We start from the raw sequence: 25,115 nt of genomic DNA, 5'->3' as shown, positions 1-25,115 counted from the left end.
CTTTAGCCTTCGGCGAGGACAGTAGCCGTAGCTATGCCGCCGTCGTGGCTCATGGACAAGTGCCAGCGCTTGACGCCCTTGGCCTCGGCAACGGCAAGCACCGTTCCCTTGACCTGGACGGTGGGTCCATTCTCATCGAGGCCGATCCAGCAATCCTGCCAGTTCATGCCTGCCGGAGCGCCCAGCACTTTGGCAACAGCTTCCTTGGCCGCGAAGCGCGCCGCCAGGGACCGGGTGTTGAGTTCCCGCTCGGCAGGAACAAACAGACGGTCTCGGAGCCCCGGTGTCCGTTCCAACTGCCGACCAAACCGCTCGATGTCTACGACGTCCACGCCGATGCCAACAATCATGGCACTACTCTACGGTGACGCTCTTGGCGAGGTTACGCGGCTGATCGACGTCGTAACCCTTGGCACCGGCCAGTTCAGCAGCAAAGATCTGCAGCGGAACCGTGGTGAGCAGCGGCATCAGCAGGGTGGGGGTTTCGGGTACGTAGAAGACGTGCTCTGCGTAATCCTTGACCGATTCGTCGCCCTCTTCAGCGATGACCAGGGTCCGGGCACCACGTGCACGGACTTCCTGGATGTTGCTGACAACCTTCGAGTGCAGCGAGTCGCGGCCACGCGGGGACGGAACCACCACGAAGACCGGCTGGCCGTCGTCAATCAAGGCGATCGGACCGTGCTTGAGCTCGCCGGCGGCAAAGCCTTCAGCGTGGATGTATGCGATTTCCTTGAGCTTCAGCGCGCCTTCAAGGGCTACCGGATAGCCAACGTGGCGGCCCAGGAACAAGACGGATTTCTCGTCCTTCATGCTGCGGGCAAGCTCACGCAGCGGCCCTGCGTTGTCCAGGATTTTCTGGATCTTGGCGGGGATCTTGTTCAGGTCCGCCAGGACATCCTTGATTTGGCCGGAGAAGATGTTGCCCCGCAACTGGGCCAGGTACAGGCCAAGCAGGTAGGCAGCAGTGATCTGCGCCAGGAACGCCTTGGTGGAAGCAACAGCGATTTCGGGGCCTGCGTGCGTGTAAAGCACAGCATCGGATTCACGCGGGATGGTGGAACCGTTGGTGTTGCAGATGGAGATCGTCTTGGCGCCCTGTTCGCGGGCGTAACGGACAGCCATCAGCGTGTCCATGGTTTCGCCCGACTGGCTGATGGAAACCACCAGGGTGTTGGAGTCAACAATGGGATCGCGGTAGCGGAACTCATGCGCGAGCTCCACCTCGGTGGGAATGCGGCACCAGTTTTCAATGGCGTACTTGGCTACCAGACCAGCGTAGGCCGCGGTACCGCAGGCCAAAACGATGATCTTGTCCACCTGCTTGAGGAGCTCAGGGTCGATGCGGACTTCGTCCAGGGTGAGCTTGCCGTTGAGGTCCGAGCGGCCCAGGAGGGTCTGCGCTACGGCGTCCGGCTGGTCGTTGATTTCCTTCTCCATGAAGGAGCTGAAACCACCCTTTTCGGCGGAAGCCGGGTCCCAGTCAACGTGGTATTCCTTGCCCTCGGCAGGAGCGCCGAAGAAGTCGGTGATCTCCACGGAGTCCGCGGTAATGGTGACGATCTGGTCCTGACCCAGTTCGACGGCACGGCGGGTGTAGTCGATGAAGCCGGAGACGTCGGAGCCGAGGAAGTTCTCGCCGTCGCCCAGGCCCACTACAAGCGGGGAGTTACGGCGGGCGGCCACGACGACGTCGGGCTGGTCAGCGTGGACGGCGAGAAGAGTGAAAGCGCCCTCGAGTCGCTGGCAGGCCAGGCGCATTGCCTCGGTGAGGTTGCCGCCGTCGCCGTTGAGCTGGGTGCGGAAAATGTCGCCGATAAGTGCGGCAGCAACTTCGGTGTCCGTTTCGGACTCGAAGGTGACGCCCTTGCCCAGCAGTTCCTGCTTGAGCTCGGCGAAGTTCTCAATGATCCCGTTGTGAATGACCGCCAGCTTGCCACCGTCGGAGAGGTGCGGGTGCGCGTTACGGTCCGTGGGTCCGCCGTGCGTTGCCCAACGGGTATGGCCGATGCCGGTCAGGGACTCAGGAACCGGGCTTGCTTCCAGTTCTGCGATCAAGTTGCTCAGCTTGCCGGACTTCTTGCGGGAAGAAATGCTCCCGTCAGCCACTACTGCGACGCCTGCGGAGTCATAGCCGCGGTATTCCAGACGGCGCAGCCCTTCCACCACAACGTCAAGAGCGCTGTATCCAGCTGCCTTGCGAGACGAATTGCCAACATAGCCTACGATTCCACACATGGGTACAAGCCTAGCGGCTAGTGCAAACAACTGATGTGGGACATCCTCCCTCCTTCTGTTCATTGACGGGGTTCCAGCCCTCGCAATTCACCTGCCCTTCGTCGCGCATTTCCTGATCCGCTCCGCGGAGGGCAGAATCATGAGCGTGACTTTGCAACGCACCGAAGCTAATGGCGACGGCGCTTCCCCGTTTGTAGAGCTGGACCGTCAAACGTGGTCCAGGCTTGCAGCGCAGATGGAGCAGCCCCTCAACGAAGAGGACGTCTTCCGTCTCCGCGGCCTCGGCGACCCCCTGGACATGAAAGAAGTTAGGGAGGTTTACCTCCCTCTCTCCCGCCTCCTTCACCTGTACGTGGAGGCCTCACACCAACTCCACGCAGCCACCACTACGTTCCTGGGTGAGCAAACCCAACGCACGCCGTTCGTGATCGGGGTGGCCGGGTCCGTTGCCGTTGGCAAGTCCACCATTGCCCGTGTGCTCCGGGAAATGCTCCGGCGCTGGCCCGGAACGCCCAACGTGGAACTCATCACCACAGATGGCTTCCTTTATCCTTTGGCTGAGCTGAAGCGCCGGCACTTGCTGGAGCGGAAAGGTTTCCCGGAGTCCTACGACCGCCGTGGACTTCTTCGTTTCGTTTCTGAAGTCAAAGGCGGCGCCGAGGAAGTCCGCGCGCCTTGGTACTCCCACGTCACCTATGACATCGTGCCGGGAAAGGAAGTCGTAGTGCGGCGCCCCGACGTCCTGATTGTCGAGGGACTGAACGTCCTGGCCCCGGCCCGCCCGCGGATGGACGGCAAGCAGGGACTGGCCGTCAGCGACTTCTTCGACTTCTCCATCTACGTGGATGCCAAGACCTCCTACATTGAAGAGTGGTACGTGGACCGCTTCCGGAAATTGCGGACCACGGCATTCGCCCAGCCCGAGTCCTACTTCCACCGCTACGCCACACTGTCGGACGAGGACGCCGAGTCAACGGCACGGGGCATATGGAAACGCATCAACGAGCCGAACCTCGAGGAAAATGTGCTGCCCACCCGCGGACGTGCACAACTGGTACTCACCAAGGACGCAGACCACTCGATCCGCCGCATGCTGCTCAGAAAGGTCTAGGGTGCCCAACAATTCCCAACCGTTGCCTAGCCGGAGGGTCTTCGCGAGCCTGCTGACCGCCGGCGCTGGAATGGCAGCATTGGCGGCCTGCACGCCTGAGGACGCCGCCCCATCCCCCGTCGCGGCCAACGCCGCCGGCGAGGCCCCTTCGTTACCCACACCGTCCTCCGTGGGCACCCCCAGCGCCGCAGCAAGCGAGCCTGCACCCGTTGAATCAGCCCCCAGCGCGACTCCCTCCAATACAGCCCCCTCGCACGCCGTTGCCCAGCAGCACTCCCTTACGGATCCAACGAGTCCCTGGGTAGTGGTGAACAAGCACCGGCCCTTGGTTCCCCAGGACTTCGTTCCGGCAGACTTGGTGCAGCCAGGCGTTAGGCTCGCCGTCAGCGGCGAAGCGGCCCTGCTTAACAGCACGACGGCGACTGCCGCTGAAAAGATGTTCGGGGCCGCAGCCACGGAGGGCGTCATCATGACGCTGGCCTCCGGATACCGTTCGTATTCCACCCAGGTTGCTACCTACAACGGCTACGTCGCCAGCACCGGCCAGGCCGCCGCCGACCGCGCTTCCGCCCGCCCGGGGCACTCCGAGCATCAAACGGGCTGGTCCTTTGACATCGGCGACGGTGCGGGAGCCTGCAGCTTCCAACCATGCTTCGCCGAGCAACCCGCTGCCATCTGGGCCAAAGCCAACGCCCACAAGTTTGGATTCGTGGTCCGCTATCCGTGGATGTTCCACGACACCACAGGGTACTTTTACGAGTCCTGGCATCTGCGGTACATCGGGGTGGAGGCAGCTACGGACATGACCGCCCGCGGCATCGCAACCCTGGAAGAGTATTTCGGGCTTGAAGCAGCTCCGGACTACTTCTAATCCGTAATAACTGAGGCTCTCATCCTTAGTAACTGAGGCTCTCATCCTTAAACACCGAGGCCCGCACCCCTGCTCCGACTCAAGCTGGGGTACGGGCCTCAAAATGTGGTCTCCTAGACTGCCATTTCGCTGGGAGCGCCCAAACGTTCCTTGACGACGGCGGCGAGCCCCTTGCAGACACGCTCGGCCGTTTCCATGTCAGCGGCTTCCACCATCACACGCACCAACGCCTCGGTCCCTGAGGGCCTGAGGAGCACACGGCCGGTCTCACCCAGTTCAAGCTCCGCCGCGGCAACAGCCTCGGCAACGCCCTCGTCAGTGGCAGCCCGGGCTTTATCAACGCCCTTGACGTTGATCATGAGCTGCGGCAGCTTGGTCATGGCGCTGGAGAGGTCCTTGAGGCTGCGTCCGGTCAGGGCAACCTGGGCTGCAAGCTGCAGACCGGTCAGGACGCCGTCACCTGTGGTGGCGAAGTCGGAGAAGATCACATGGCCGGACTGTTCACCACCAAGGTTGTATCCGCCGTCTCGCATTGCCTCCAATACGTAACGGTCACCAACACCAGTCTCGCGGATGGCGATACCCGCATCGCGCAGGGCGATCTTCAGGCCGAGGTTACTCATGACTGTGGCCACGAGGATGTTGTCCTTGAGCTTTCCTGCATCCTTGAGCGCCAGTGCCAGAATCGCCATGATCTGGTCGCCGTCCACTTCGTTGCCTTCATGGTCGACGGCCAGGCAGCGGTCAGCGTCACCGTCGTGGGCTACGCCAAGGTCCGCGCCATGCTTGACCACGGCCTCCTTGAGCGGGCCCAGGTGCGTGGATCCAACGCCTTCATTAATGTTCAAGCCGTCCGGCTCTGCGCCGATGACCACCACGTCGGCGCCAGCATCCTTGAAGACCTGGGGCGAACAGCCGCTAGCTGCACCATGGGCGCAGTCCAGAACTACCTTCAAGCCTTCCAAGCGCTTGGGAAGCGTGCCAAGCAGGTGCACAATGTACCGGTCCTCGGCGTCTGAGAACCTCTGGATGCGTCCGACGTCGGCTCCCACCGGGCGCTGCGGCTCTTTGCCCAGCTGTGCCTCGATGGCGTCCTCAACATCGTCCGGAAGCTTCTGGCCGCCGCGGGCGAAGAACTTAATTCCGTTGTCCGGCGCAGGGTTATGCGACGCCGAGAGCATGACTCCAAAGTCGGCGTCGAGATCCGCCACGAGGTAAGCCGCGGCAGGGGTGGGGAGCACGCCGGCGTCGTAGACGTCGATGCCGGAACTGGACAGCCCGGCTTCGACGGCAGCGGCGAGGAACTCGCCGCTGGCTCTGGGATCCCTTGCGACGACGGCGCGCGGCCGCTTGCCATCGGTAGAGCGTTCATGGCCGAGTACGACGGCGGCTGCTTGCGCGAGCTGCATAGCCAGTTCGGCGGTGAGCAATCCGTTCGCGAGACCGCGGACGCCATCTGTTCCAAATAATCTAGACATCGGGTCAAGTTTAGACGACGACAGGACAGCCCTGGTTCAAGCGGCCGCCAGAAGGTCATGTGCGGCGCCTTCCTTGACTCCGCTGCCTGGTATCTGAAACGGCTAAAGCCCGCCCCGCCGAAACGGCGGAACGGGCTTTCGAGCAAGCGTAGATTAACGCTTGGAGTACTGCTGAGCCTTGCGGGCCTTCTTGAGACCAGCCTTCTTGCGCTCGATGACGCGTGCGTCACGGCTCAAGTAACCGGCCTTCTTGAGGGTGGCGCGGTTGTTGTCGACGTCGATCTCGTTCAGCGAGCGAGCAACGCCAAGGCGCAGTGCGCCGGCCTGGCCGGAGATGCCACCACCGTGGATACGGGCGATGACGTCGTAGGCGCCTTCGAGATCAAGGATCTTGAAGGGCTCGTTGACATCCTGCTGGTGCAGTTTGTTCGGGAAGTAGTTGTCCAGCGTGCGGCCGTTGATGGTCCACTTGCCGGAGCCAGGCACAACGCGAACGCGTGCAACGGCTTCCTTGCGGCGGCCAACAGCTGCGCCGGCAACGGTCAGTGCCGGGCGCTCCTTCTTGGGAGCATCTTCGGCAGCGTTGCTGCTTTCAGAGGTGTAGCTGGTGAGGGTTTCCTCGGCCTCGACGGCTTCGGCGGTCAGTTCTTCGTTCTGAGCCACGGTTCTCCTTGTAATAAAAAGTTTAGTTGGTGGCCAGGACTACTGGGCGACCTGGGTGATTTCGAAAGTCTTCGGCTGCTGTGCAGCGTGGGGGTGCTCAGCGCCACGGTAGACCTTGAGCTTGCCCAACTGCTGTGCAGCGAGGGAGTTCTTGGGGAGCATGCCCTTGATGGCCTTCTCAACAGCGCGAACCGGGTTGGATTCCAACAGCTCGGCGTAGTTGACGGAGGTCAGGCCGCCCGGGTAACCGGAGTGGCGGTATGCGCGCTTCTGCTCCAGCTTGGCGCCGGTGAGGGCTACCTTTTCAGCGTTGATGATGATGACGAAGTCGCCCATGTCCATGTGGGACGCAAAGGTCGGCTTGTGCTTTCCGCGCAGCAGTGTTGCGGTCTGGCTGGCAAGACGACCAAGGACAACGTCGGTGGCGTCAATGACGTGCCACTGGCGGTTGATATCGCCGGGCTTCGGGGTGTACGTACGCACGGTTTTGCCTCGTTCTTGTTCTGGCGTTCATGTTTTAGGCGACACGCAATAAGGCGTGTACCTATCTATGTATGCGCTACCGGAGCAGAGGTGAGGGCTCTATGTACCAGTTATCCCAAGATCTCGAAAATGCCTAGGGAGTTAGCGATCCTGCAACTGGATCCCCCGCAAGGCATGTGTCATCGAGATAGGACACGCACAACGACTCTAAACAATACCGTCATGAGGGCGTCCGGGTCAAAATGGGGTAACCGCCCTTGGGGGCCATGCGCTGATTGAGGGAGAACAGATGCCCAACGGACCCGGCTTCGCACTCCTTCTTGCGCTCCTTGGTTTGCTGCTGAGCCCTGTTGCCGAGCTTCTGATTGCCCGCGCGCTGCCGCGACTCGGCGGCCTCCCTGTAGCTAAGGTCCGGATCACGACGGCGGCCGTCACCGCGCTGCTGTTTTGCTTGCTTGCGTGGCGGCTCGGTTTCTCTCCGGAGTTGCCGGCATTCCTTTTATTGGCATTACTCGGAGTGCAACTTTCACGGATCGATTTCACTCTCCATTTGCTGCCCAACCGCCTTGTATTGCTGTTGCTCGCTGGGGGTTTAGTACTTTTTTCCACATCCGCAGCTCTCGCGCCGGGCTGGCCGGACCTCTTCCGCGCCCTCGCCGGCGGGGCGATGATGTTCGCCGGCTACGTCATTCTCAAACTTATTTCGCCAAGAAGCCTCGGAATGGGCGATGTGAAGCTCGCAGCGCCCCTGGGTTTGTACTTGGGCTACTTGGGTTGGCAGCAAGTACTCATTGGCGGGCTACTGGGATTCGTGGTGGGCGGGTTGCTGACGGTGCTGATGTTACGCCTGCGATCCGCCGAAAAGCCCGCAGAAACAGCCCATGGACCCGCAATGCTCATTGCTGCGGTTGGCGTAGTTCTGTTCATGAACTAGCCCGTGGTTAGTACGTCCTTACCCAGGCTTCAGCCCGCCCGGAATACATAAGGCTCCTTTGTAAAGCAAGTAGTTTCCGCCCGTCCAGGCACCGAAACTGAGTACTTTCTGCTTGCTGGCACATCCGGCAAGTAATAGGCGCCCGGATAAATCGAGTACGGCTACGCATTGTGACTTCAGCGGCCCAGGGTGAATTCTTATCTCATCGAATTACGAACAGCTAAAGGCTCCACAGACGCGGTTCGATATTCGGGTAAATTTAGATAATTTGCCGCCCTGCTATTCATGATTTACTGCCACATTAATTCTGGGAAGGATTTTCCAATGTCATCTCTTATGGTTTCCGTTATCTCGTTCATCGCCGGCGTCAAGGATCGCTTCACCTCCGAGGAGAAGGGTGCGACGGCTGTTGAATACGGTCTGCTCGTGGCCCTCATCGCCGCAATCATCGTTGGCACTGTGGTTACTTTGGGCACGGACGTCCTCAAGGGCTTCCAAACCGTAGAAAAGGCGCTGCCGTAACCCATACCGGCCGGCTTCACTACCGATCCCGGGCCGGCTGCCCCGATGCATTCATCGGCTGCAGCCGGCCCGGATTCGTTTTATCTGGGAGTAGCTATGAGATCCAACGATAAGAAGAGGAAAAAGCTCCGCACACGGAAGCCCTCCACATCCAAGAACCAGTCCGGAGCCGTTGCGGTTGAATTTGCATTGGTGTTGCCCATATTCCTCGTGCTGGTACTGGGAATTTTTGAGTTCGGCCGCGCATTCAACATCCAGATTTCCTTGTCTGAAGCCGCCCGGGAAGCCGCCCGATATGCAGCCATTCACCAGTCGGACTCCACCTACACCGTGGGCGATGCACAGGCTGCCGGTGTGGCTGCGGCACCTTCGGTGGATCTGGATCCTGGTGACATTGCCATTACGTCAACCGGAACCAACCCTTGCAACGTGGAAGTCACCATCTCCTACAGCACGCCCTGGATGACAGGGTTCCCGGGCCTCGTGCCTGGAATGCCGGCTGAACTGAACATCTCAGGGACAGGGGTCATGCGATGCGGCGGCTGAAACACGGTGATGCCGAACGCGGTGCTGTTGCTCCCATGACGGCCATGCTGATGGTGGCGCTGCTGGGAATGACCGCCTTCGCCGTGGACGTGGCAATGATGTACTCCGAGCATGCTCAACTGCAGAATGGCGCCGACTCGTCGGCAATAGGCATCGCCCAGGCTTGCGCCAAGAGTGCAGGCTCTGCCGACTGCGTCTCGCCCGCATCCACAGCTACCACCTTGGCAGGACTGAATGCCCTGGACGGTGTCAGCAATGCGCCTGTGGCAACGGTGAATCTGGCCACCGGAACCATTGATGTCACTACCCAATCCCGCAACGCCTCCGGTGACAATCACTTCAGCTTGGTGTTCGCTCGGGCACTGGGTGTCCAGACGGCGGATATCAAGGCCACCGCCCAAGCCAAATTCGGTGGCTTTTCCGCAACGGATGCAATACCGCTGACTTTCTCGCAATGCGAAGCGGACCCGGGTTTCACTAAAGGCCTTCAGTTCTTCCCGGTCCACGGGACCAAGTTGTCCGATGACCCGGATTACGCGTGTAAGCATCAGTCTTCGTCCGGCTTCGAGCTTCCCGGCGGTTTCGGTTGGCTCAAACATCCCGGTGCTACGTGCACCGTGCATGTGGACATTGATGATCCGTGGGTGGAGGCCAACGAGGGCAACGACTTCGATTCCACATGCAGCTCGGCCTTCGCATCCTGGGAGGCCAAGCTCAAAGCCGGCAAGCCTGTGGAACTCCTGATTCCCATTTTTGAAACTGCCTGCCCGGTGAAGAAGGGTACGGGAACCAACCCCTGCGCTTCTTCTCCGTATAAGAAGTCCTTCAAGATCGAGGCCTTTGCCCAGATCTCACTCCGAGGATGGCATCTGACAGGCGGCGGACCGACCTACATGACCTCCGATGCCTCGGCGCTCCAGAAGTCTCTTGGCCTCAAGAACAGCGATACCGGGCTGTTCGGCACCTTCATCAAGAAAGTAAGTCTGACGGAAGCCGCAACTCTGGGCGGCCCCACCACGTACGGCGCCTTGGGCGTCCAACTCACCGAGTAGTAACCAATCTGGGAGAAAACTCCATTGCATTAAGGAGAATCAAAGTGAAAACTCGCCTACTGGGAGGCATAGTCGCAGTAGTGCTGGCAATAGTCGGCACGCTGTTACTGGTCACATACGTTCAAGCAGCAGACGCGCGGGCTCAAAAGGACCTCCAGCCCGTCGATGTTCTCGTTATTCAAAGTCAGGTTCCAGAGGGAGCCGATCTTCAGCAGATCAGGTCTGCTGTAAAACTTGCTTCGCTACCTGCGGCTTCGGTGCCCAATGGCGCCCTCAAGAGCCTCTCCGGTATGGAAGGCAAAGTCGCCGGGGCAGAACTCATGCCGGGTGAAGCGCTGCTGGGAAACCGTCTGGTGGACCCCAACAGCCTGGCGGCTCCGGGATCAGTCCCCGTTCCAGACGGACTTCAAGAAGTTTCAGTTCAACTGGACGCCCAGCGTGTAGTTGGCGGGCGATTGGCTGCCGGCGACACCGTCGGCGTCATGGTGCTGCTTGGCCAGTCCGGGCAGGCCGAATCTGAGGCATCAGCGCAGCTCGTCTTCCACAAGGTTCTTGTGACCAGCGTTCAGCGGGCCACCTCGAGAAACACCAATACGGCGCAGGCAAGCTCCGAGCAGGCCAATACCCAGCTGCCGGAAGGTTCCTTCATAGTGACCCTGGCCCGTAGCGATGTAGACGCTACCAAGATTGTTTATGGCGCCAAGTACGGGGACATCTGGCTGACCAAAGAACCCGCAGAAGCACAGGAAAGCGCACGCGTCACCATCAAGAAGGCAGAGGTACTCCAATGAGCCGCTTCCTAGTCATCACAGCTGACGTTGAGTTTGAAAAGCGCGTCCGGCACGCTGCGTCCGGTCTGCACGGCGATGTGCAGTCCATCATTGCCGACTACTTGCCGCAGGGCCCGGACGACGTCCTACGCGTGTTGTCCGGTCAACTGCTGGAAGTCCTGGTGCTGGGCCCCGGACTGCAAGCAGACGACGCCATCCGTTTGGCAAGCCTGTTCGACCTCCAGTATCCCGAGATCAGCGTCGTACTCGCGTCGACGGATGCGGCCGAGATCGCGCTGCCAGCCATGCGTGCAGGAATCCGTGACTTGTTGGAGCCATCTGCAGATGCAGTGGCCATTCGAGCACTGTTGGAGCGTGCCAGCCTCGCAGCTGCCGGGCGACGCAGGGGCTTGGGTGCCCAAGTGGACGCAGGTCCACAGGGAGGCCGGATCATCGCCGTTATGTCTCCCAAGGGTGGCGTGGGCAAAACAACCATCTCAACCAACCTGGCCATTGGCTTGGGGCGTACCGCGCCCATGAAGGTAGTCATAGCCGACCTGGACCTCCAATTCGGCGACGTCGCATCCGGTCTGCTCATAGACCCTGAACGGACCATCGCGGATGCCGTCACTGGCGCGGCAGTCCAAGACAGCATGGTGCTCAAGTCATACCTCTCAGCCCATCCCGCTGGCATCTACGCACTCTGCGCGCCGCGCAACCCATCTCAAATCGAACAGATCTCCGCAGAACAAGTGGGGCATCTCCTTGAACAGTTGGCCAAGGAATTCGATTACGTGATTGTGGATACGGCCCCCGGTCTCGGTGAACATGTCCTGGCCACTCTGGAACGTGCCTCCGACGTCGTCTGGGTATGCGGAATGGACATCCCCAGCATCAGGGGGCTCCGGAACGGCTTGGAGATTTTGGACGAGATTGGGTTGGTCCCGGAACAGCGCCATGTTGTCCTGAACTTCGCGGACAAGCGGAGCGGGCTCACCTTGGTGGATGTGGAAGCCACCATCGGTTGCCCGGTGGATGTCACGTTGCCCCGGTCCCGCTCACTCCCCTACTCAACCAACAGAGGCATCCCCGTACTCCAAGATGGAGCGAAGGATGTCACCCTTCGGGGTCTCCGCCAGCTTGTGGAGCGGTTCAAGCCCGGATGGGAAGAACGGCCACACAAGCAGTTGCATCGAAGGGCGGTAGTCAAGTGAACCTCGCAAAACGCCTTCAAACGGTCCGTGGACTTGAAGTTGAGGCACCTGGAACATCAACGCCGGGAGATCCGTGGGCCGGACCGGCAACGCAAGCCCCAGATTATCTCGCCGATTCGCCGGGGTCCGGAGGAGCCACCGAGGACTCCAGCCAGGCCTTGTCTGCGGTCAAGGAACGTACCAGCAGCGCTTTGTTTGACCGCATGGGCTCCCGGATCTCGGATACCACACTCGATGAAGCCGAGCTGCACCGCTATGTCAAAGAGGAACTCCGCGCCGTCATCGACGAGGACGATATCCCCCTCACGTCCTCGGAAAGGCAACGGCTGGTTCAGGAAATCGCTGACGACGTGCTTGGCCTGGGGCCACTACAGCGTTTTCTTGACGACAAGGACGTCACCGAAATCATGGTGAACGGCGCAGATAAGGTCTACGTGGAAATTGCAGGAAAACTCCATTTGACCAACGTTCATTTCTCGTCCGAAGAGCACCTGCGCAGAATCATTGAGCGGATCGTCTCAAAGGTTGGCCGCCGCATCGACGAGTCCTCACCTCTGGTGGACGCGCGGCTTTCGGATGGGTCCCGTGTCAACGCGATCATTCCGCCGCTGGCCGTCAATGGATCGTCGCTCACTATCCGTAAGTTTGGGCGCGTCCCTCTAACGGCCCAGAATCTCATCCAGTTGGGAACTACGAGCCCCGAGATCACGGAACTCCTTCATGCATGTGTACAGGCCCGGCTGAACATCATCGTCTCCGGCGGTACTGGAACGGGAAAGACAACTCTCCTTAATGTCCTTTCGTCCTTCCTGCCCTCCGATGAGCGCATCGTCACCATCGAAGACGCAGTGGAGTTGCAACTCCAGCAATCACATGTGGTTCGTTTGGAAAGCCGCCCCAGCAACATCGAAGGCAAGGGCGAAATCGCCATCCGGGACCTGGTTCGCAATTCGCTGCGCATGCGCCCGGACAGGATCGTGGTGGGCGAGGTTCGTGGCGGCGAAGCCTTGGACATGCTTCAGGCAATGAACACCGGCCATGATGGATCCATCTCCACTGTTCACGCGAATTCGCCACGGGACGCCATTGCACGCCTCGAGACGTTGGTGCTTATGGCTGGAATGGATTTGCCCCTCAGGGCAATCCGCGAGCAGATCTCGTCCGCCGTGAACCTGGTGGTTCAGATCTCTCGGCTGCGCGATGGAACCCGCCGAATCACCCACGTGACAGAAGTCCAGGGCATGGAAGGTGACGTTGTTACCTTGCAGGATGCTTTCACGTTCGACTACTCGGCAGGCATGGACGCCAACGGGAGGTTCCTTGGGAAGCCCGTTCCTACAGGGGTGCGGCCACGGTTCGTGGACCACTTCGCGGACCTTGGAATCTACTTGTCGCCGGCGGTCTTTGGCAGCGTGCACACTGGCGGTGGTCAGCGATGACCGCCACCAACCCGCTCCTGCTCATAGCCGGCGTGCTTCTCGGATTCTCCGCTCTGGCGATCGGGCTGTTCCTCATCCCCAGGTCGAGGAACTCAACGATTGCGTTGTCCCGGCGCCGTCCGGACTCGGGCCCACAGGAATCCGTCCTGACCCGAGTGACGAATTCCGCTGTGGCCATGGTGGATGGTTCGGTTTCTGCAAGCCGGGCTTCAGGAACCAGGATTTTGCTTGAACAGGCCGGCTCGCGGATGAGACCAGCGGACTACGTTCTTTTGGTCATCTGCGCCACGTTCACTGGCGCCGTTCTAGGCTTCATCCTTGGCGGCGTCTTGGTGGCGATTCTCTTCGGAATCATCGTGCCCATCGGCGCACGCATGGTTCTGAGCATTATGACCTCCCGACGCAGGGCCCAGTTCGAGGCTCAACTGGGTGACACGTTGCAAATGCTGTCCGGCAGCATGCGGGCCGGCCACAGCTTGCTCCGGGCGGTGGATGCTGTTGCCCAAGAGGCCCAGTCACCTACCAAAGAAGAATTTGCCAGGATCGTGGGAGAAGTTCGCCTGGGTCGCGACTTGCGTGACGCCCTCTTGGACGCGGCCTCGCGTCTCCATAGCGAGGACTTCCTCTGGGCGACGCAGGCCATCGAAATTCATCGCGAAGTGGGCGGCGACTTGGCTGAAGTCCTGGACCATGTGGCCGAGACGATCCGTGAACGGTCCCAAATCAAGGGGCAAGTCAGGGCACTCAGCGCTGAAGGACGTATGTCCGCCTATGTGCTCATAGCGCTGCCGACTGGCATGTTCCTGTACCTCAGCCTTGCGAACGGGACGTACATCCAGCCGTTGTTCACCCATCCCCTGGGTTGGATCATGCTGGTGGCCGCAATAGTCCTTTTGGGGTTGGGCACCTTCTGGCTCAGCCGCGTGGTCAAGATCAAGTTTTAGGGAGTGATCATGAACGTTATTGCATGGGCGTCCGTCGCCTTGATCGTCATCCCCATCGCTTTCATGGCGTGGGCCTTCATTTCAGTTGATCGTGCCGGCCTGGCGACTGTTCGAGCCAACTTGAGCCGAAGCGCCGGGATGGCAACGGAGCTGGGAGCACAGTCATCATCATTCAACCTCCAACGCCTCGGAGCAAGGCTCACCCCCAAGGGCTACACCATCTGGTTGGACAAGCTGCTGGCCAAATTGGGCCGACCAGCGGGAATGCCCCTTGGGCGCCTTCTCATCCTCAAGCCGGCGTTGGCCCTGGCAGCAGGGCTCGTGGGCCTGCTGTTCTTTCTGCGGGCACCATCCGGATCGGGCTTCGTGCTTTATCTGGCAGCGGTCTCGTTGGTGTATTTCATTCCGGACCTGCTCATCCACGGCCGGGCAGCCGAGCGGCAGAAGGCCATCCAGATGGAGCTTCCCAACACCCTGGACCAGATGCTGATCTCCGTGGAAGCCGGTCTTGGTTTTGAAGGTGCCATGGCAAGGGCCGGACAAAACGGTTCGGGACCGCTCGCTATGGAAATGCTCCGTACGCTGCAGGACATGCAGGCAGGAAGAAGCCGCAAGGAGGCCTACATTGCCCTGGCCGATCGTGTTGACGTTCACGACCTGCGGGCATTCGTTGGGGCCATAGTCCAGGCAGACACCTACGGGATCGCGATCGCCAACGTCCTTCGTACACAAGCCAAGCAAATGCGTATCAAGCGTCGGCAGAGGGCAGAAGAGCAGGCCATGAAGCTGCCGGTAAAGGTTCTCTTCCCCCTGATGTTTTGCATCCTACCGGTGCTCTTCATCGTCATCATGGGTCCGGCCGTCATCAACGTAATGACTAACCTTGCCGGAACGTTCTAGGGCTCTGGTGTTCTTGCCCTAAAGGCCGGCACTTCGCGGATCCCAGACCACGGAGTGCCACAACGGCCCCCTTCCGGTACCCAGAGCCGGGAGGGGGTCCCCCCAACGCCCGGATAGGTCCTTGGTCACGGACAGAAGAGCTACTCGCGCCGTGCCCGCGTCAGCTCGGCCCGCGCCAGCAACTCACTATCGGAAGGGTAGGCGACTTCTTCAAGCACCAGGGGATGTGGAGCAGCGAGCACTGATTTGGCGTCACGTTGACGTTCCAGAAGACGAGAGTGCAGCCAACCCGGAGTTTCCAACCCCTCCCCCACGCGGAGCGCAGAACCAACCAAGGACCGCACCATGTTGTGGCAGAACGCGTCGGCCTGGACGGTGGCAACTATGACACCGTCGCTTCCACGGTCGAACGAAAATTGCTGCAGCTCACGAATGGTGGTGGCTCCCTCGCGGGGTTTGCAGTAAGAGCGGAAGTCCTGAAGGCCCAGCAGAGAATGCGCACCGTGATTCATGAGCTCAACATCCAAAGGCGTTTTATGCCACAAAGTGATTCCCCGCAGCACAGGGTCCCAGCGACCCGGACCATCGGCAATCCGGTAGCTGTACCTGCGCCACAACGCTGAGAAGCGGGCGTCGAAACCTTCCGGCGCCAGACCGGCGTCGTGCACTTCAATGGACCCCGTCAGATCGCCGAGAATGCGGCTCAAAGCGCCGCGGAGTCGACGCAAAAGCGCGACGGCGGGATCGAGTTCGTGCCCACGCGGCAGTGACAGCCACTCGGCTTCCGTCAGGTCCAGGTGAACAACTTGACCCCGGGCATGGACGCCGGCGTCGGTCCTGCCAGCAACCGTCACGCGAATCGGGCGTTGCAGGATGAGCGCCAAAGCTTCTTCAAGGGATCCTTGAACGGTGCGAAGACCGGGCTGCACGGCCCACCCGTTGAAAGGGCCGCCATCGTAGGAAAGATCAAGCCGGACACGCAAAAACCCGCCGCCCCCCATAACGGGGGCAGCGGGTTTTCGTTCGTTCATAGACTTAAGTCTACTGTGAAGAATTCAGTGAATTACTTCTTGTCCTCAGCGGCCGGAGCCTCTTCGGTTTCAGCAGCTTCGGTCTCAGCAGCTTCTGCCTCAGCGGCCGGAGCCTCTTCGGTTTCAGCAGCTTCGGTCTCTACAACCTCTTCTTCAGCAGCCGGAGCTTCAGCAGCCGGAGCAGCCTTGGCAGCAGCGTTGGTTGCTTCAGCAACTACAGCCTGCTTGGGGGAAACCGGCTCGAGAACGAGCTCGATGACAGCCATGGGAGCGTTGTCGCCCTTGCGGTTGCCGATCTTGGTGATGCGGGTGTAGCCACCATCGCGGTTAGCAACGGCACCGGCGATGTCGGTGAACAGCTCGTGGACAACGCCCTTGTCGCTGATCAGGCCGAGAACGCGGCGGCGGGAAGCGAGGTCGCCACGCTTGGCGAAGGTGACCAAACGCTCTGCGTACGGCTTAAGGCGCTTGGCCTTGGTGACCGTGGTGGTGATGCGCTTGTGCTCAAAGAGAGCAGCTGCCAGGTTCGCGAGCATCAGGCGCTCGTGAGCCGGGCCGCCTCCGAGGCGCGGACCCTTAGTGGGGGTAGGCATAGTTATTTCTCCTGTTATGTAAGCCGTTCAGGTCCATCGCTGGACCCGGCGGCCAAGATCTGCTGTTTAGAGCTCGTCGTCGCTGAACGCGGCGTCGTCCTCTTCGATGGCTGCGGCGCGGGCTGCGAGATCGAAACCGGGAGGGGAGTCCTTGAGGGACAGACCCAGTTCCACGAGCTTTGCCTTGACCTCGTCAATGGACTTCGCACCGAAGTTACGAATGTCCATCAGGTCAGCCTCGGAGCGGGCAACGAGTTCACCCACGGTGTGGATGCCCTCACGCTTGAGGCAGTTGTAGGAACGGACGGTGAGGTCCAGATCCTCGATCGGCAGAGCCATGTCCGCTGCCAGGGCAGCGTCCGTCGGCGACGGGCCAATCTCGATACCTTCAGCTGCGGTGTTCAGCTCACGAGCCAGACCGAACAGTTCCACCAAGGTGGTGCCTGCGGAAGCAACAGCATCGCGAGGGGCGATAGCCTGCTTGGTCTCGACGTCGACAATGAGCTTGTCGAAGTCGGTGCGCTGCTCAACACGGGTAGCTTCCACGCGGAAAGTTACCTTCATGACCGGCGAGTAGATCGAGTCAACCGGAATACGGCCGATCTCGGAGTCGCCGGACTTGTTCTGAGCTGCCGAAACGTAGCCACGGCCGCGCTCGATGGTCAGTTCGAGTTCGAACTTGCCCTTCGAGTTCAGAGTGGCAATGTGCAGATCCGGGTTGTGGAATTCGACGCCGGCCGGCGGAGCGATGTCCGCGGCGGTGACGACTCCGGGGCCCTGCTTGCGCAGGTAAGCAACAACCGGCTCATCGTGCTCGGAGGAAACCGAAAGGTTCTTGATGTTCAGGATGATCTCGGTGACATCTTCCTTGACACCCGGAACCGTGGTGAACTCGTGCAGCACGCCATCGATCCGGATGCTGGTTACAGCGGCACCGGGGATGGAGGAGAGCAGGGTACGGCGGAGGGAGTTTCCGAGGGTGTAGCCGAAGCCCGGCTCCAGCGGTTCAATGATGAAACGGGAGCGGTTCTCGGATACAACTTCTTCAGACAGGGTGGGGCGCTGTGCAATGAGCACTTAGGTTTCCTTTCGGCGAGCATCCGCTATATGACGCAACACAGGTGGTGGAAATCGGCTTCGGTTTCCAGCCTGACCAGCCGGGCCATGCTGATGGATGATCGAAACCATCCATAGCAGGCCCGGCCGGTCAGGCGGGGAAGACCTAATTAGACGCGGCGGCGCTTCGGCGGGCGGCAACCGTTGTGGGCGCTGGGGGTGACGTCCTGGATGGAGCCAACCTCGAGGCCAGCGGCCTGAAGCGAACGGATTGCGGTTTCGCGTCCGGATCCCGGGCCCTTGACGAATACGTCAACCTTGCGCAGACCGTGCTCCTGAGCGCGCTTTGCAGCGGCTTCAGCAGCCATCTGGGCGGCGAAGGGAGTGGACTTACGGGAGCCCTTGAAGCCAACCTCACCGGCGGAAGCCCATGAGATGACAGCACCGTTCGGGTCCGTGATGGACACGATGGTGTTGTTGAACGTGCTCTTGATGTGCGCCTGGCCAAGCGCAATATTCTTCTTATCCTTGCGACGCGGCTTACGAACCGCTCCACGAGTCTTCGGGGGCATTGTTTCTCCTACAGAAAGTTATCGGGGGAAAACCAGGTCAATCCCGAGGGATTAACGTCCGGCCTTCTTCTTGCCGGCGACGGTGCGCTTCGGGCCCTTGCGGGTACGAGCGTTGGTCTTCGTACGCTGACCGCGTACGGGCAGGCCCTTGCGGTGGCGCAGGCCTTCGTAGCTGCCGATCTCTACCTTGCGGCGGATGTCAGCGGCTACCTCGCGGCGAAGGTCACCCTCAACCTTGTAGTTGCCTTCAATGTAGTCACGCAGCTGGACCAGCTCGGCGTCAGTCAGGTCCTTGACGCGAACGTCAGCGCTGATGCCGGTGGCAGCCAGGGTTTCGTGTGCACGGGTCTTGCCCACGCCGTAGATGTAAGTAAGCGCAATTTCCAACCGCTTTTCGCGGGGAATGTCTACGCCAGCGAGACGAGCCATAGTGGCGGTACTCCTTGAATAAACCGGAGGTCGTAGGCAGTACACCCACACGTTCAGTGTGGCCCCAGCCTCCGACCGGGGGTTCGCTGACCAGGCTCTGTAATGCAGTCCTGGCACAGCTTGTGCTGCCTTTATTTACTTGCGTGGGCTAGCAGCCCAGGTTTGTCCTTGCGGACGCAGATTCCCGTGAGGGGAATTAGCCCTGGCGCTGCTTGTGGCGCGGGTTCTCGCAGATCACCATGACCCGGCCGTTACGGCGGATCACTTTGCACTTGTCGCAGATCTGCTTGACGCTCGGCTTGACCTTCATGGCGTTCCTTTGCGTGTTTTGCAGTTGATCTGCTGGAGCGGCTTAGGCACTATTGCCTTGCCGCCCAGCAATTTACTTGTAGCGGTAGACGATACGACCACGTGTGAGGTCGTATGGGCTCAGCTCAACCACTACCCGGTCCTCGGGGAGGATTCGAATGTAGTGCTGTCGCATCTTCCCAGAGATGTGTGCGAGAACGACGTGCTTATTGGTGAGCTCAACACGAAACATCGCATTGGGCAGCGCCTCAGTCACAACGCCCTCGATCTCAATGACCCCGTCCTTCTTGGCCATATCCTCCGCTAACTGTTGTTTGCCGCCGTCCTTCAGTTAGGCACCGAAGATCCAGCGGACGTTTTTTGTTTGCTTGGCTCTCTTGGAACCACGACACTAAAAAGGGCGTGGCTGCACAGACAACCAACAAATAACTCTACGCCAATGAAGCCGGAAAGTTAAATCCGTCAATGGTAGCGCACCTGTCTCCAGTCGTCACTCCCCCGCTGGCCGATAGGCCGGGAAGTCGCCCGCCGCCGTCGAGACGGCTTGCGCTGCAAGGACACCATCCAGAATGGCTAGTCGAACGGCTTCCGCCGCCGCACTTTGGAGTGTTATCAAGGACGCCTGCCGCGCCTGTTCAGTACTGCGGTCAAGCACGACAGCGCCGGTCGCCACAGCGAACACGGTATCGCCGTCCGCGAGGGTATGGGACGGATCCAAAGCACGCGCAAGCCCGGCATGCCCGGAAGAAGCAGTCCGCTTGCACTCGGCCACATCCAAGACAGCATTTGTGGCGATCACCACGAGCGTAGTGTTGAGTCCCTGCGGTGGAGACGGTGGGCCTGCGACCCTCTGCGCGCTCGGTCGCTCCTCCCTTAGACGCGCGCTGCCGGGTCCCAGCCCCACCGGCGATCCCAGGGCGTTGACTATTGCGATGGCCCCCACTACCACGCCGTCGTCGAGTTCGATCGAGGACGTCCCCACGCCGCCTTTGTACTGGCCGCGGGCAATAACGGCGCCAGTCCCGGCACCAACGTTTCCGCGCTCGACGGCGGCATGGTCGCCTGAGGCGAAGGCTGCGGCGGCTGCCTGGTAGCCCATGTCGGCATCAGGTCGTGCCTTTACGTCGCCGCCCCTACCAAGGTCGAAGATGGCGGCCGCCGGCACAATCGGCACCACGGTCCCGGGAACAGCAAAGCCCCGCCCCTGTTCTTCACACCACAACTGAGCGCCCGTAGCCGAGACCAACCCGAACGCACTGCCCCCTGTCAACACCACAGCGTCCACAGTGGAAACCAACGTGGTGGGATCCAGCGCATCGGTCTCATGCGTCCCGGGCCCACCACCGCGCACGTCCACAGACCCCACGGTCCCCGGCGGAGGAAGCACCACAGTAACCCCGGACAACCACCCCTCCCCCACCCTCTGCACATGCCCAACCCGTATGCCGGCAACATCGGTGATCGAATTCATGGCTCCATTCTCCACTGGTGAGCCAACTGGCGGCCCAAGGCGCGGCAACAAGTGGGAGCCGGGCCTCAAATACGAACAGGCGAGTAACGCTGAGTAAACGGGTTAGGAAGTGTAAGCCAACTATCGCTGCGGCTCCCCATTTTGGCCCAAACGCAGGCTTTCGGTGTGGTGAGCTAGGCCTGTCTTCGCCGCCCCGGTCCGGGAGCTGGCGCCCCACATTAGCCAGAAACCGTTAGTGACTCATGACTACCCGACAGATTCACAGCAGCAGTGCTGCGCCTGCAGACAAGCCGGCCGAGCCTCCGGTTCCGCCCGCCACAGCAGCCAAGCCCAGACAGGTTAGGAAGCGCTGGTCCGGCCGAGACCGCCGGGATTTCCTGGTGTTCCTGGCCATGGCCTTGCCGAACTTGGTGTTGATCGGCACGTTCACTTATTGGCCGCTGATCAACAACATCTACTACTCCACGTTGGATTGGACCCTCGGCTCGGCCTCGGCCACGGTGGTGGGCTTACAGAACTACGTCACGTTCTTCACCGGTGAGGACGCGTCAAAGGTCCTTGGGACTACAGCGATTTTCACGCTGGTGACGGTTGGCGGTTCCATGATCCTGGGCTTGTTGGTTGCCCTTGCTTTGAACTTCAAGGTCCGCGGCACCACGTTCGCCCGTTCTGCCGTGTTCGCGCCTTATGTGCTGTCTGGTGTGGGTGTTGGCCTGGTGTGGCTGTTCATTTTCGATCCCGGCTACGGCGTACTTGCTTGGCTCCTCCGGGGCCTGGGACAGCAGAGCCCACAGTGGATCAACGATCCCCAGCTGTCCTTGGTGATGGTGATCATTGTGTACGTCTGGAAGAACCTGGGCTACTGCGCCGTGGTCTACTTGGCCGGCCTGCAGTCCCTTCCACGCGACGTCATGGAAGCTGCGGCACTGGATGGAGCCAATGGCGCACGCAGGTTCCTCAATATTTCCTTGCCGCTGCTGTCCCCCACCACGTTCTTCCTGTTGATTACCACCATGCTCAGCTCGTTGCAGGCGTTCGACCTCATCCGCATCATGACGCCGCTGGGCAATGGCACCAGCACACTGATCTACGAGGCATACCTGCAGGCGTTCGGGGCCTACAACAGGGCAGGCTATTCGGCCGCGATATCGGTGATTCTTTTCGCCATCCTGCTGATCATTACTGTTCTTCAACTGCGGTTCGTTGAGCGAAAGGTCCACTATTCATGAGCGCGCCTTCACCCGCCGTCGTCGTTGATTCCTTACAGGAGAGCATGCAGGAGAAGGCGCCGCATGAGCCGCCGCGACCATTCTCCAAAGCCAACCTCATCCGGACCATGGCAACCGGATACGTGCCCCTGATCATCGCCACGCTGGTGGTGTTCCTGCCGCTGATGTGGATGTTGCTGAGCTCGTTCAAGCAACCGGGCGAGATCGTTACCACGGACCTCAGAATCCTTCCGGAGTCTGTGAACCTGGAGAACTACGCCACGGCGATGACTACGGTTCCGTTCGCGCAGTTCTTCGCCAACAGCCTCATCGTCACCGTGGTTGGCGCGTCCATCAAGGTCATCCTGGCCATTCTGACGGCTTACGCGCTGGTGTTCGTTCGTTTCCCGTTCAAGAACGTGATCTTCGTGCTGATTCTGGTGGCACTCATGGTGCCCGCGCAGGTGTCCATCCTGCCCAATTACATCCTCATAGCGGGCATGGGCGGCAAGAACACCCTGTGGGGCATCATCCTTCCTGGCTTGGGCACGGCGTTTGGCACGTTCCTGCTGCGCCAACACTTCCTGACCTTACCGCCGTCGATTCTCGAAGCAGCTGAAATCGACGGTGCGGGCCATTGGCGGCGGTTGTGGCAGATCATCGTCCCGGTGTCGGTTCCATCTATTGCGACGGTGGCTTTGGTGACCGTGGTCAGTGAATGGAACGACTACATCTGGCCCCTAATCATCACGGACCGTCCCGAAACCATGACATTGCCAGTGGGGCTGACGTTGCTGCAGAACTCGGAGGGCAACGGCGCCGGATGGGGAATTCTCATGGCGGGAGCCGTTTTGGTGATCGTTCCCATCTTGCTGGTATTCGCAGCGCTCCAGCGATACATCGTTGCCGGGCTGACCCAAGGCAGTGTCACCGGCTGATTTTCTCCAACCGCACCATTCGCATCGAAGTAAATTATTGAGAGGAAGCACCATGCGCACCAACCTTGACCGCCGACATTTCCTGGGCCTAGCAGGCCTCGGCGCCGGAGCTGCGGCCCTTGCCGCATGCGGCGGACCGTCGACGGCGGGCACGGCAGACGCCGTCGACACCGCAACGATCGATTTCAGTGGCATAAAGCCCGCCGCCTCCATCGATTTCTGGACCAACCACCCCGGCAAGTCGCAGGACGTGGAAAAGGCGATCATTGAAAAGTTCCACGCCAAGTACCCGGACATCAAGGTGAACCTGGTGACAGCGGGCGCCAACTACGAAGAAATAGCCCAGAAGTTCCAGACGTCCCAGGCAGCCAAGACGGGCCTTCCCGGGTTGGTGGTCCTCTCGGATGTGTGGTGGTTCCGCTACTTCTCCAACGGCAGCATCATTCCCATCGATGGCTTGGTGAAGCAGCTGGACATCAAGATGGACGACTTCCAAAAGTCGCTGGTGGACGACTACAAATACGACGACAAGCAGTGGGCGCTCCCCTACGGCCGCTCCACGCCCTTGTTCTACTACAACAAGGACCACTTCAAGGCAGCGGGGCTTCCGGATCGGGCCCCGGCCACGTGGCAGGAGTTTGCCGAGTGGGCGCCCAAGCTCAAGGCCACATCAGGTGCGCAGTACGCCTACATCTACCCGGCCCTGGCTGGCTACGCGGGCTGGACGTTGCAGAACAACCTGTGGGGCTGGGGCGGAAGCTGGTCAAAGGACTGGGACATCACCTGCGATTCTCCCCAGTCCGTGGCTGCACTGCAGTGGGCGCAGGACACCATCTACAAGGACGGTTGGGCCGGGGTCTCGTCCAAGGAAGCAGCCGATGACTTCGCCGCAGGTATCACCTCGTCCACCATTTCCTCTACCGGCTCACTGCTCGGCGTCCTGAAAGCAGCCAAGTTCAACGTGGGCGTCGGATTCCTTCCCGGCGGCCCGGAGGCACCCAGCGGCGTATGCCCCACCGGCGGCGCTGGGCTGGGCATCCCGAGCGGCATCAGCAAGGAAGAGCAGCTTGCCGCCGCGACGTTCCTGAAGTTCATGACCGAGCCGGAGAACACTGCGGCGTTTTCGGCCGCCACCGGTTACATGCCTACCAGGCTCTCAGCTGACATGTCCGCGGTCCTGGCAGCAACACCGCAAATCAAGACCGCCATGGACCAGCTTGCAGCCACCAAGGTCCAGGACAATGCCCGCGTGTTCCTGCCGGGAGCGGACCAGGAGATGGCCAAGGCTGCGGCCAAGATCCTGACGCAGCAGGGCGATGTCCAGGCAACCATGACCGAGCTGAAGAAGACACTCGAGGGTATCTACACTAAGGACGTGAAGCCCAAGCTGAAGGCGTAACTGCTTTTCATCACTGCGAAAAGAGCTGGGCTACTGACGTAGCCCAGCTCTTTTTTGCGGTGTTACGGGATGGGGACGGGCACCACGCCGAGTGGCGCCAACTGCTCGGCTCCCCCATCCGGGGCCGAAAGAACCCAGATGCCTTTTTCATGCACAGCCACGGAATGCTCCCACTGGCAGGAACGCTTGCCGTCCGTGGTGACCACGGTCCAGTCGTCGTCGAGGGTCGCGGTCTCGATGTCACCACGAACCAGCATGGGTTCGATGGCCAGGCACAGGCCGGGCCGGATCTTGGGGCCGCGGTGGCCGGTCCGATAATTCAAAACGTCCGGGGCCATGTGCATTTCCGAGCCGATGCCGTGGCCCACATAGTCCTCCAGGATGCCCAAGGGCTTGCCCGGGACGGACGATACGTAATCATCAATTGCGTTTCCGATGTCCCCGACAAACTTGCCTGTGGCCAAGGCTGCGATACCGCGCCACATAGCTGCCTCGGTGACATCAGAGAGTCTCTGGTCTTCAGGATCTGCGCTACCGACGATCACCGTCCTGGCGGAGTCGGAATGCCAACCGTCAACTATGCATCCGCCGTCAATGGAGATGATGTCGCCGTCGTTGAGCACCTTGCTGCCAGGGATTCCATGGACCACTTCTTCATTGACAGAGGTGCAAATGGTGGCCGGAAAGCCGTGATACCCGAGGAAGTTCGACTTTGCGCCGGCATCGTTGAGGACCGCGGCGAAGACGTCGTCCAGGTCCTTGGTGATGACCCCCGGCTTGGCCGCCGCAACGGCAGCATCCAGTGCCCGGCTCAGGACGAGACCGGCCTGGTGCATGGTGCGCATCTGCTCGTTGGTTTTGTATTCAATGCGGGGCTGACCGAACGCCATGATCTCCTCTGGAAGGTTTGCTGTAGAGGCCGATCAGGCCCCATGCTTCAACCA

28 protein-coding genes are annotated in these 25,115 nt (G+C 60.6%); 14 read left to right on the top strand and 14 right to left on the bottom strand.

The genetic code is table 11. The features are described 5' to 3' along the window. Nucleotides 1-2 precede the first annotated feature (2 nt). The gene (locus EU811_RS10590; protein ID WP_011775548.1) at nucleotides 3-350 is read right to left on the bottom strand and encodes a holo-ACP synthase; all 348 of its coding nucleotides are present in this window, start codon (nucleotides 348-350) and stop codon (nucleotides 3-5) included. Nucleotides 351-354: 4 nt separating this feature from the next. Next, the gene (gene glmS / locus EU811_RS10585) at nucleotides 355-2,238 is read right to left on the bottom strand and encodes a glutamine--fructose-6-phosphate transaminase (isomerizing) (protein WP_142938395.1); all 1,884 of its coding nucleotides are present in this window, start codon (nucleotides 2,236-2,238) and stop codon (nucleotides 355-357) included. A 139-nt stretch (nucleotides 2,239-2,377) separates the two neighbouring features. Here glmS and coaA point away from each other — a divergent pair, with 139 nt between their 5' ends. Both coaA and EU811_RS10575 read left to right on the top strand, forming a co-directional pair. Continuing rightward, a complete protein-coding gene (gene coaA, locus EU811_RS10580) occupies nucleotides 2,378-3,349 on the top strand; it encodes a type I pantothenate kinase (protein ID WP_142938394.1) in 972 nt (323 codons plus the stop codon). 1 nt (nucleotide 3,350) lies between these two features. Further along, nucleotides 3,351-4,220 (top strand): M15 family metallopeptidase, encoded by an 870-nt coding sequence (locus EU811_RS10575; RefSeq protein WP_142938393.1) that lies wholly within the window; start codon nucleotides 3,351-3,353, stop codon nucleotides 4,218-4,220. 113 nt (nucleotides 4,221-4,333) lie between these two features. On the opposite strand, the gene glmM is transcribed toward EU811_RS10575, so the two are convergent. The 3 genes from glmM to rplM form a co-directional block, all read right to left on the bottom strand. Continuing rightward, the gene (glmM, locus tag EU811_RS10570) at nucleotides 4,334-5,698 is read right to left on the bottom strand and encodes a phosphoglucosamine mutase (RefSeq protein WP_142938392.1); all 1,365 of its coding nucleotides are present in this window, start codon (nucleotides 5,696-5,698) and stop codon (nucleotides 4,334-4,336) included. Nucleotides 5,699-5,851: 153 nt separating this feature from the next. Continuing rightward, entirely contained in the window at nucleotides 5,852-6,361 is a 510-nt protein-coding gene (gene rpsI / locus EU811_RS10565; protein ID WP_024817562.1) for a 30S ribosomal protein S9, read from the bottom strand. A 39-nt stretch (nucleotides 6,362-6,400) separates the two neighbouring features. Further along, complete coding sequence (gene rplM / locus EU811_RS10560) at nucleotides 6,401-6,844, bottom strand: 50S ribosomal protein L13 (RefSeq protein ID WP_024817563.1); 444 nt, start codon at nucleotides 6,842-6,844, stop codon at nucleotides 6,401-6,403. A gap of 289 nt (nucleotides 6,845-7,133) precedes the next feature. Here rplM and EU811_RS10555 point away from each other — a divergent pair, with 289 nt between their 5' ends. The 9 genes from EU811_RS10555 to EU811_RS10515 all read left to right on the top strand — a co-directional run bounded on the left by EU811_RS10555 (nucleotide 7,134) and on the right by EU811_RS10515 (nucleotide 15,165). Beyond that, the gene (locus tag EU811_RS10555) at nucleotides 7,134-7,778 is read left to right on the top strand and encodes a prepilin peptidase (protein ID WP_142938391.1); all 645 of its coding nucleotides are present in this window, start codon (nucleotides 7,134-7,136) and stop codon (nucleotides 7,776-7,778) included. 324 nt (nucleotides 7,779-8,102) lie between these two features. Then, a complete protein-coding gene (locus tag EU811_RS10550) occupies nucleotides 8,103-8,300 on the top strand; it encodes a Flp family type IVb pilin (protein ID WP_142938390.1) in 198 nt (65 codons plus the stop codon). 96 nt (nucleotides 8,301-8,396) lie between these two features. Continuing rightward, nucleotides 8,397-8,846: a TadE family protein gene (locus EU811_RS10545; RefSeq protein ID WP_142938389.1), complete on the top strand. Its 450-nt coding sequence runs from the start codon at nucleotides 8,397-8,399 to the stop codon at nucleotides 8,844-8,846. Beyond that, nucleotides 8,834-9,898: a TadE/TadG family type IV pilus assembly protein gene (locus EU811_RS10540; RefSeq protein WP_142938388.1), complete on the top strand. Its 1,065-nt coding sequence runs from the start codon at nucleotides 8,834-8,836 to the stop codon at nucleotides 9,896-9,898. Before EU811_RS10545 ends, EU811_RS10540 begins: the two co-directional genes overlap by 13 nt. Before the next feature lie 44 nt (nucleotides 9,899-9,942). Then, the gene (gene cpaB / locus EU811_RS10535) at nucleotides 9,943-10,689 is read left to right on the top strand and encodes a Flp pilus assembly protein CpaB (RefSeq protein WP_238703384.1); all 747 of its coding nucleotides are present in this window, start codon (nucleotides 9,943-9,945) and stop codon (nucleotides 10,687-10,689) included. Continuing rightward, nucleotides 10,686-11,882 (top strand): AAA family ATPase, encoded by a 1,197-nt coding sequence (locus EU811_RS10530; protein WP_142938387.1) that lies wholly within the window; start codon nucleotides 10,686-10,688, stop codon nucleotides 11,880-11,882. The genes cpaB and EU811_RS10530 overlap by 4 nt, the downstream gene beginning before the upstream one ends. Beyond that, nucleotides 11,879-13,321, top strand: coding sequence for a CpaF family protein (locus tag EU811_RS10525; RefSeq protein WP_142938386.1), 1,443 nt, complete (start codon nucleotides 11,879-11,881; stop codon nucleotides 13,319-13,321). Before EU811_RS10530 ends, EU811_RS10525 begins: the two co-directional genes overlap by 4 nt. Beyond that, on the top strand, nucleotides 13,318-14,265 hold the full coding sequence (locus tag EU811_RS10520; protein ID WP_142938385.1) for a type II secretion system F family protein: 948 nt from the start codon (nucleotides 13,318-13,320) through the stop codon (nucleotides 14,263-14,265). The genes EU811_RS10525 and EU811_RS10520 overlap by 4 nt, the downstream gene beginning before the upstream one ends. A 9-nt stretch (nucleotides 14,266-14,274) precedes the next feature. After that, a complete protein-coding gene (locus EU811_RS10515; RefSeq protein WP_142938384.1) occupies nucleotides 14,275-15,165 on the top strand; it encodes a type II secretion system F family protein in 891 nt (296 codons plus the stop codon). Between the two features lie 140 nt (nucleotides 15,166-15,305). Here the strand turns inward: EU811_RS10515 and truA are convergent, their stop codons facing one another. From truA to EU811_RS10475, 8 genes are all read right to left on the bottom strand, one after another. After that, the gene (truA, locus tag EU811_RS10510) at nucleotides 15,306-16,196 is read right to left on the bottom strand and encodes a tRNA pseudouridine(38-40) synthase TruA (RefSeq protein ID WP_238703383.1); all 891 of its coding nucleotides are present in this window, start codon (nucleotides 16,194-16,196) and stop codon (nucleotides 15,306-15,308) included. Between the two features lie 32 nt (nucleotides 16,197-16,228). Continuing rightward, a complete protein-coding gene (gene rplQ, locus EU811_RS10505) occupies nucleotides 16,229-16,789 on the bottom strand; it encodes a 50S ribosomal protein L17 (RefSeq protein ID WP_142938383.1) in 561 nt (186 codons plus the stop codon). Between the two features lie 66 nt (nucleotides 16,790-16,855). Then, nucleotides 16,856-17,866, bottom strand: a complete 1,011-nt coding sequence (locus EU811_RS10500) for a DNA-directed RNA polymerase subunit alpha (RefSeq protein ID WP_011775567.1) — start codon at nucleotides 17,864-17,866, stop codon at nucleotides 16,856-16,858. A gap of 149 nt (nucleotides 17,867-18,015) precedes the next feature. Next, on the bottom strand, nucleotides 18,016-18,417 hold the full coding sequence (gene rpsK / locus EU811_RS10495) for a 30S ribosomal protein S11 (RefSeq protein WP_014922380.1): 402 nt from the start codon (nucleotides 18,415-18,417) through the stop codon (nucleotides 18,016-18,018). Between the two features lie 51 nt (nucleotides 18,418-18,468). Then, nucleotides 18,469-18,846, bottom strand: a complete 378-nt coding sequence (gene rpsM / locus EU811_RS10490) for a 30S ribosomal protein S13 (protein WP_011775569.1) — start codon at nucleotides 18,844-18,846, stop codon at nucleotides 18,469-18,471. Between the two features lie 196 nt (nucleotides 18,847-19,042). Further along, a complete protein-coding gene (gene rpmJ, locus EU811_RS10485) occupies nucleotides 19,043-19,156 on the bottom strand; it encodes a 50S ribosomal protein L36 (protein ID WP_011775570.1) in 114 nt (37 codons plus the stop codon). Nucleotides 19,157-19,228: 72 nt separating this feature from the next. Next, nucleotides 19,229-19,450 (bottom strand): translation initiation factor IF-1, encoded by a 222-nt coding sequence (infA, locus tag EU811_RS10480; protein ID WP_011775571.1) that lies wholly within the window; start codon nucleotides 19,448-19,450, stop codon nucleotides 19,229-19,231. Nucleotides 19,451-19,645: 195 nt separating this feature from the next. Further along, entirely contained in the window at nucleotides 19,646-20,626 is a 981-nt protein-coding gene (locus tag EU811_RS10475; protein WP_187697123.1) for a P1 family peptidase, read from the bottom strand. Nucleotides 20,627-20,868: 242 nt separating this feature from the next. Between EU811_RS10475 and EU811_RS10470 the strand changes: the two genes are divergently transcribed. The 3 genes from EU811_RS10470 to EU811_RS10460 are packed head-to-tail and all read left to right on the top strand — an operon-like array spanning nucleotide 20,869 to nucleotide 24,171. After that, nucleotides 20,869-21,855 carry a carbohydrate ABC transporter permease gene (locus EU811_RS10470; protein WP_187697121.1) on the top strand — a complete coding sequence of 329 codons (987 nt, stop codon included), beginning with the start codon at nucleotides 20,869-20,871 and terminating at the stop codon, nucleotides 21,853-21,855. Continuing rightward, complete coding sequence (locus EU811_RS10465; protein ID WP_142938381.1) at nucleotides 21,852-22,772, top strand: carbohydrate ABC transporter permease; 921 nt, start codon at nucleotides 21,852-21,854, stop codon at nucleotides 22,770-22,772. Before EU811_RS10470 ends, EU811_RS10465 begins: the two co-directional genes overlap by 4 nt. Nucleotides 22,773-22,824: 52 nt before the next feature. Then, nucleotides 22,825-24,171 carry an ABC transporter substrate-binding protein gene (locus tag EU811_RS10460; RefSeq protein ID WP_142938380.1) on the top strand — a complete coding sequence of 449 codons (1,347 nt, stop codon included), beginning with the start codon at nucleotides 22,825-22,827 and terminating at the stop codon, nucleotides 24,169-24,171. Nucleotides 24,172-24,233: 62 nt separating this feature from the next. On the opposite strand, the gene map is transcribed toward EU811_RS10460, so the two are convergent. Further along, a complete protein-coding gene (gene map / locus EU811_RS10455) occupies nucleotides 24,234-25,061 on the bottom strand; it encodes a type I methionyl aminopeptidase (protein WP_142938379.1) in 828 nt (275 codons plus the stop codon). Between the last annotated feature and the right edge of the window lie 54 nt (nucleotides 25,062-25,115).

The organism is Arthrobacter sp. TS-15, assembly GCF_006964045.1.
In the GTDB taxonomy this organism is placed as follows: Bacteria; Actinomycetota; Actinomycetes; order Actinomycetales; family Micrococcaceae; genus Arthrobacter.
Note: the sequence above shows the minus strand (reverse complement) of the source record. Positions and strands in the feature narration are given on the sequence as shown.

Coding starts and splice junctions, on each gene's coding strand:
- EU811_RS10590 (WP_011775548.1), bottom strand. CDS start 350: ATGATTGTTGGCATCGGCGTGGACGTCGTAGACATCGAGCGGTTTGGT.
- glmS (WP_142938395.1), bottom strand. CDS start 2,238: ATGTGTGGAATCGTAGGCTATGTTGGCAATTCGTCTCGCAAGGCAGCT.
- coaA (WP_142938394.1), top strand. CDS start 2,378: ATGAGCGTGACTTTGCAACGCACCGAAGCTAATGGCGACGGCGCTTCC.
- glmM (WP_142938392.1), bottom strand. CDS start 5,698: ATGTCTAGATTATTTGGAACAGATGGCGTCCGCGGTCTCGCGAACGGA.
- EU811_RS10555 (WP_142938391.1), top strand. CDS start 7,134: ATGCCCAACGGACCCGGCTTCGCACTCCTTCTTGCGCTCCTTGGTTTG.
- EU811_RS10550 (WP_142938390.1), top strand. CDS start 8,103: ATGTCATCTCTTATGGTTTCCGTTATCTCGTTCATCGCCGGCGTCAAG.
- EU811_RS10545 (WP_142938389.1), top strand. CDS start 8,397: ATGAGATCCAACGATAAGAAGAGGAAAAAGCTCCGCACACGGAAGCCC.
- EU811_RS10540 (WP_142938388.1), top strand. CDS start 8,834: ATGCGGCGGCTGAAACACGGTGATGCCGAACGCGGTGCTGTTGCTCCC.
- EU811_RS10530 (WP_142938387.1), top strand. CDS start 10,686: ATGAGCCGCTTCCTAGTCATCACAGCTGACGTTGAGTTTGAAAAGCGC.
- EU811_RS10520 (WP_142938385.1), top strand. CDS start 13,318: ATGACCGCCACCAACCCGCTCCTGCTCATAGCCGGCGTGCTTCTCGGA.
- EU811_RS10515 (WP_142938384.1), top strand. CDS start 14,275: ATGAACGTTATTGCATGGGCGTCCGTCGCCTTGATCGTCATCCCCATC.
- truA (WP_238703383.1), bottom strand. CDS start 16,196: ATGAACGAACGAAAACCCGCTGCCCCCGTTATGGGGGGCGGCGGGTTT.
- rplQ (WP_142938383.1), bottom strand. CDS start 16,789: ATGCCTACCCCCACTAAGGGTCCGCGCCTCGGAGGCGGCCCGGCTCAC.
- rpsK (WP_014922380.1), bottom strand. CDS start 18,417: ATGCCCCCGAAGACTCGTGGAGCGGTTCGTAAGCCGCGTCGCAAGGAT.
- rpsM (WP_011775569.1), bottom strand. CDS start 18,846: ATGGCTCGTCTCGCTGGCGTAGACATTCCCCGCGAAAAGCGGTTGGAA.
- rpmJ (WP_011775570.1), bottom strand. CDS start 19,156: ATGAAGGTCAAGCCGAGCGTCAAGCAGATCTGCGACAAGTGCAAAGTG.
- infA (WP_011775571.1), bottom strand. CDS start 19,450: ATGGCCAAGAAGGACGGGGTCATTGAGATCGAGGGCGTTGTGACTGAG.
- EU811_RS10475 (WP_187697123.1), bottom strand. CDS start 20,626: ATGAATTCGATCACCGATGTTGCCGGCATACGGGTTGGGCATGTGCAG.
- EU811_RS10470 (WP_187697121.1), top strand. CDS start 20,869: ATGACTACCCGACAGATTCACAGCAGCAGTGCTGCGCCTGCAGACAAG.
- EU811_RS10465 (WP_142938381.1), top strand. CDS start 21,852: ATGAGCGCGCCTTCACCCGCCGTCGTCGTTGATTCCTTACAGGAGAGC.
- EU811_RS10460 (WP_142938380.1), top strand. CDS start 22,825: ATGCGCACCAACCTTGACCGCCGACATTTCCTGGGCCTAGCAGGCCTC.
- map (WP_142938379.1), bottom strand. CDS start 25,061: ATGGCGTTCGGTCAGCCCCGCATTGAATACAAAACCAACGAGCAGATG.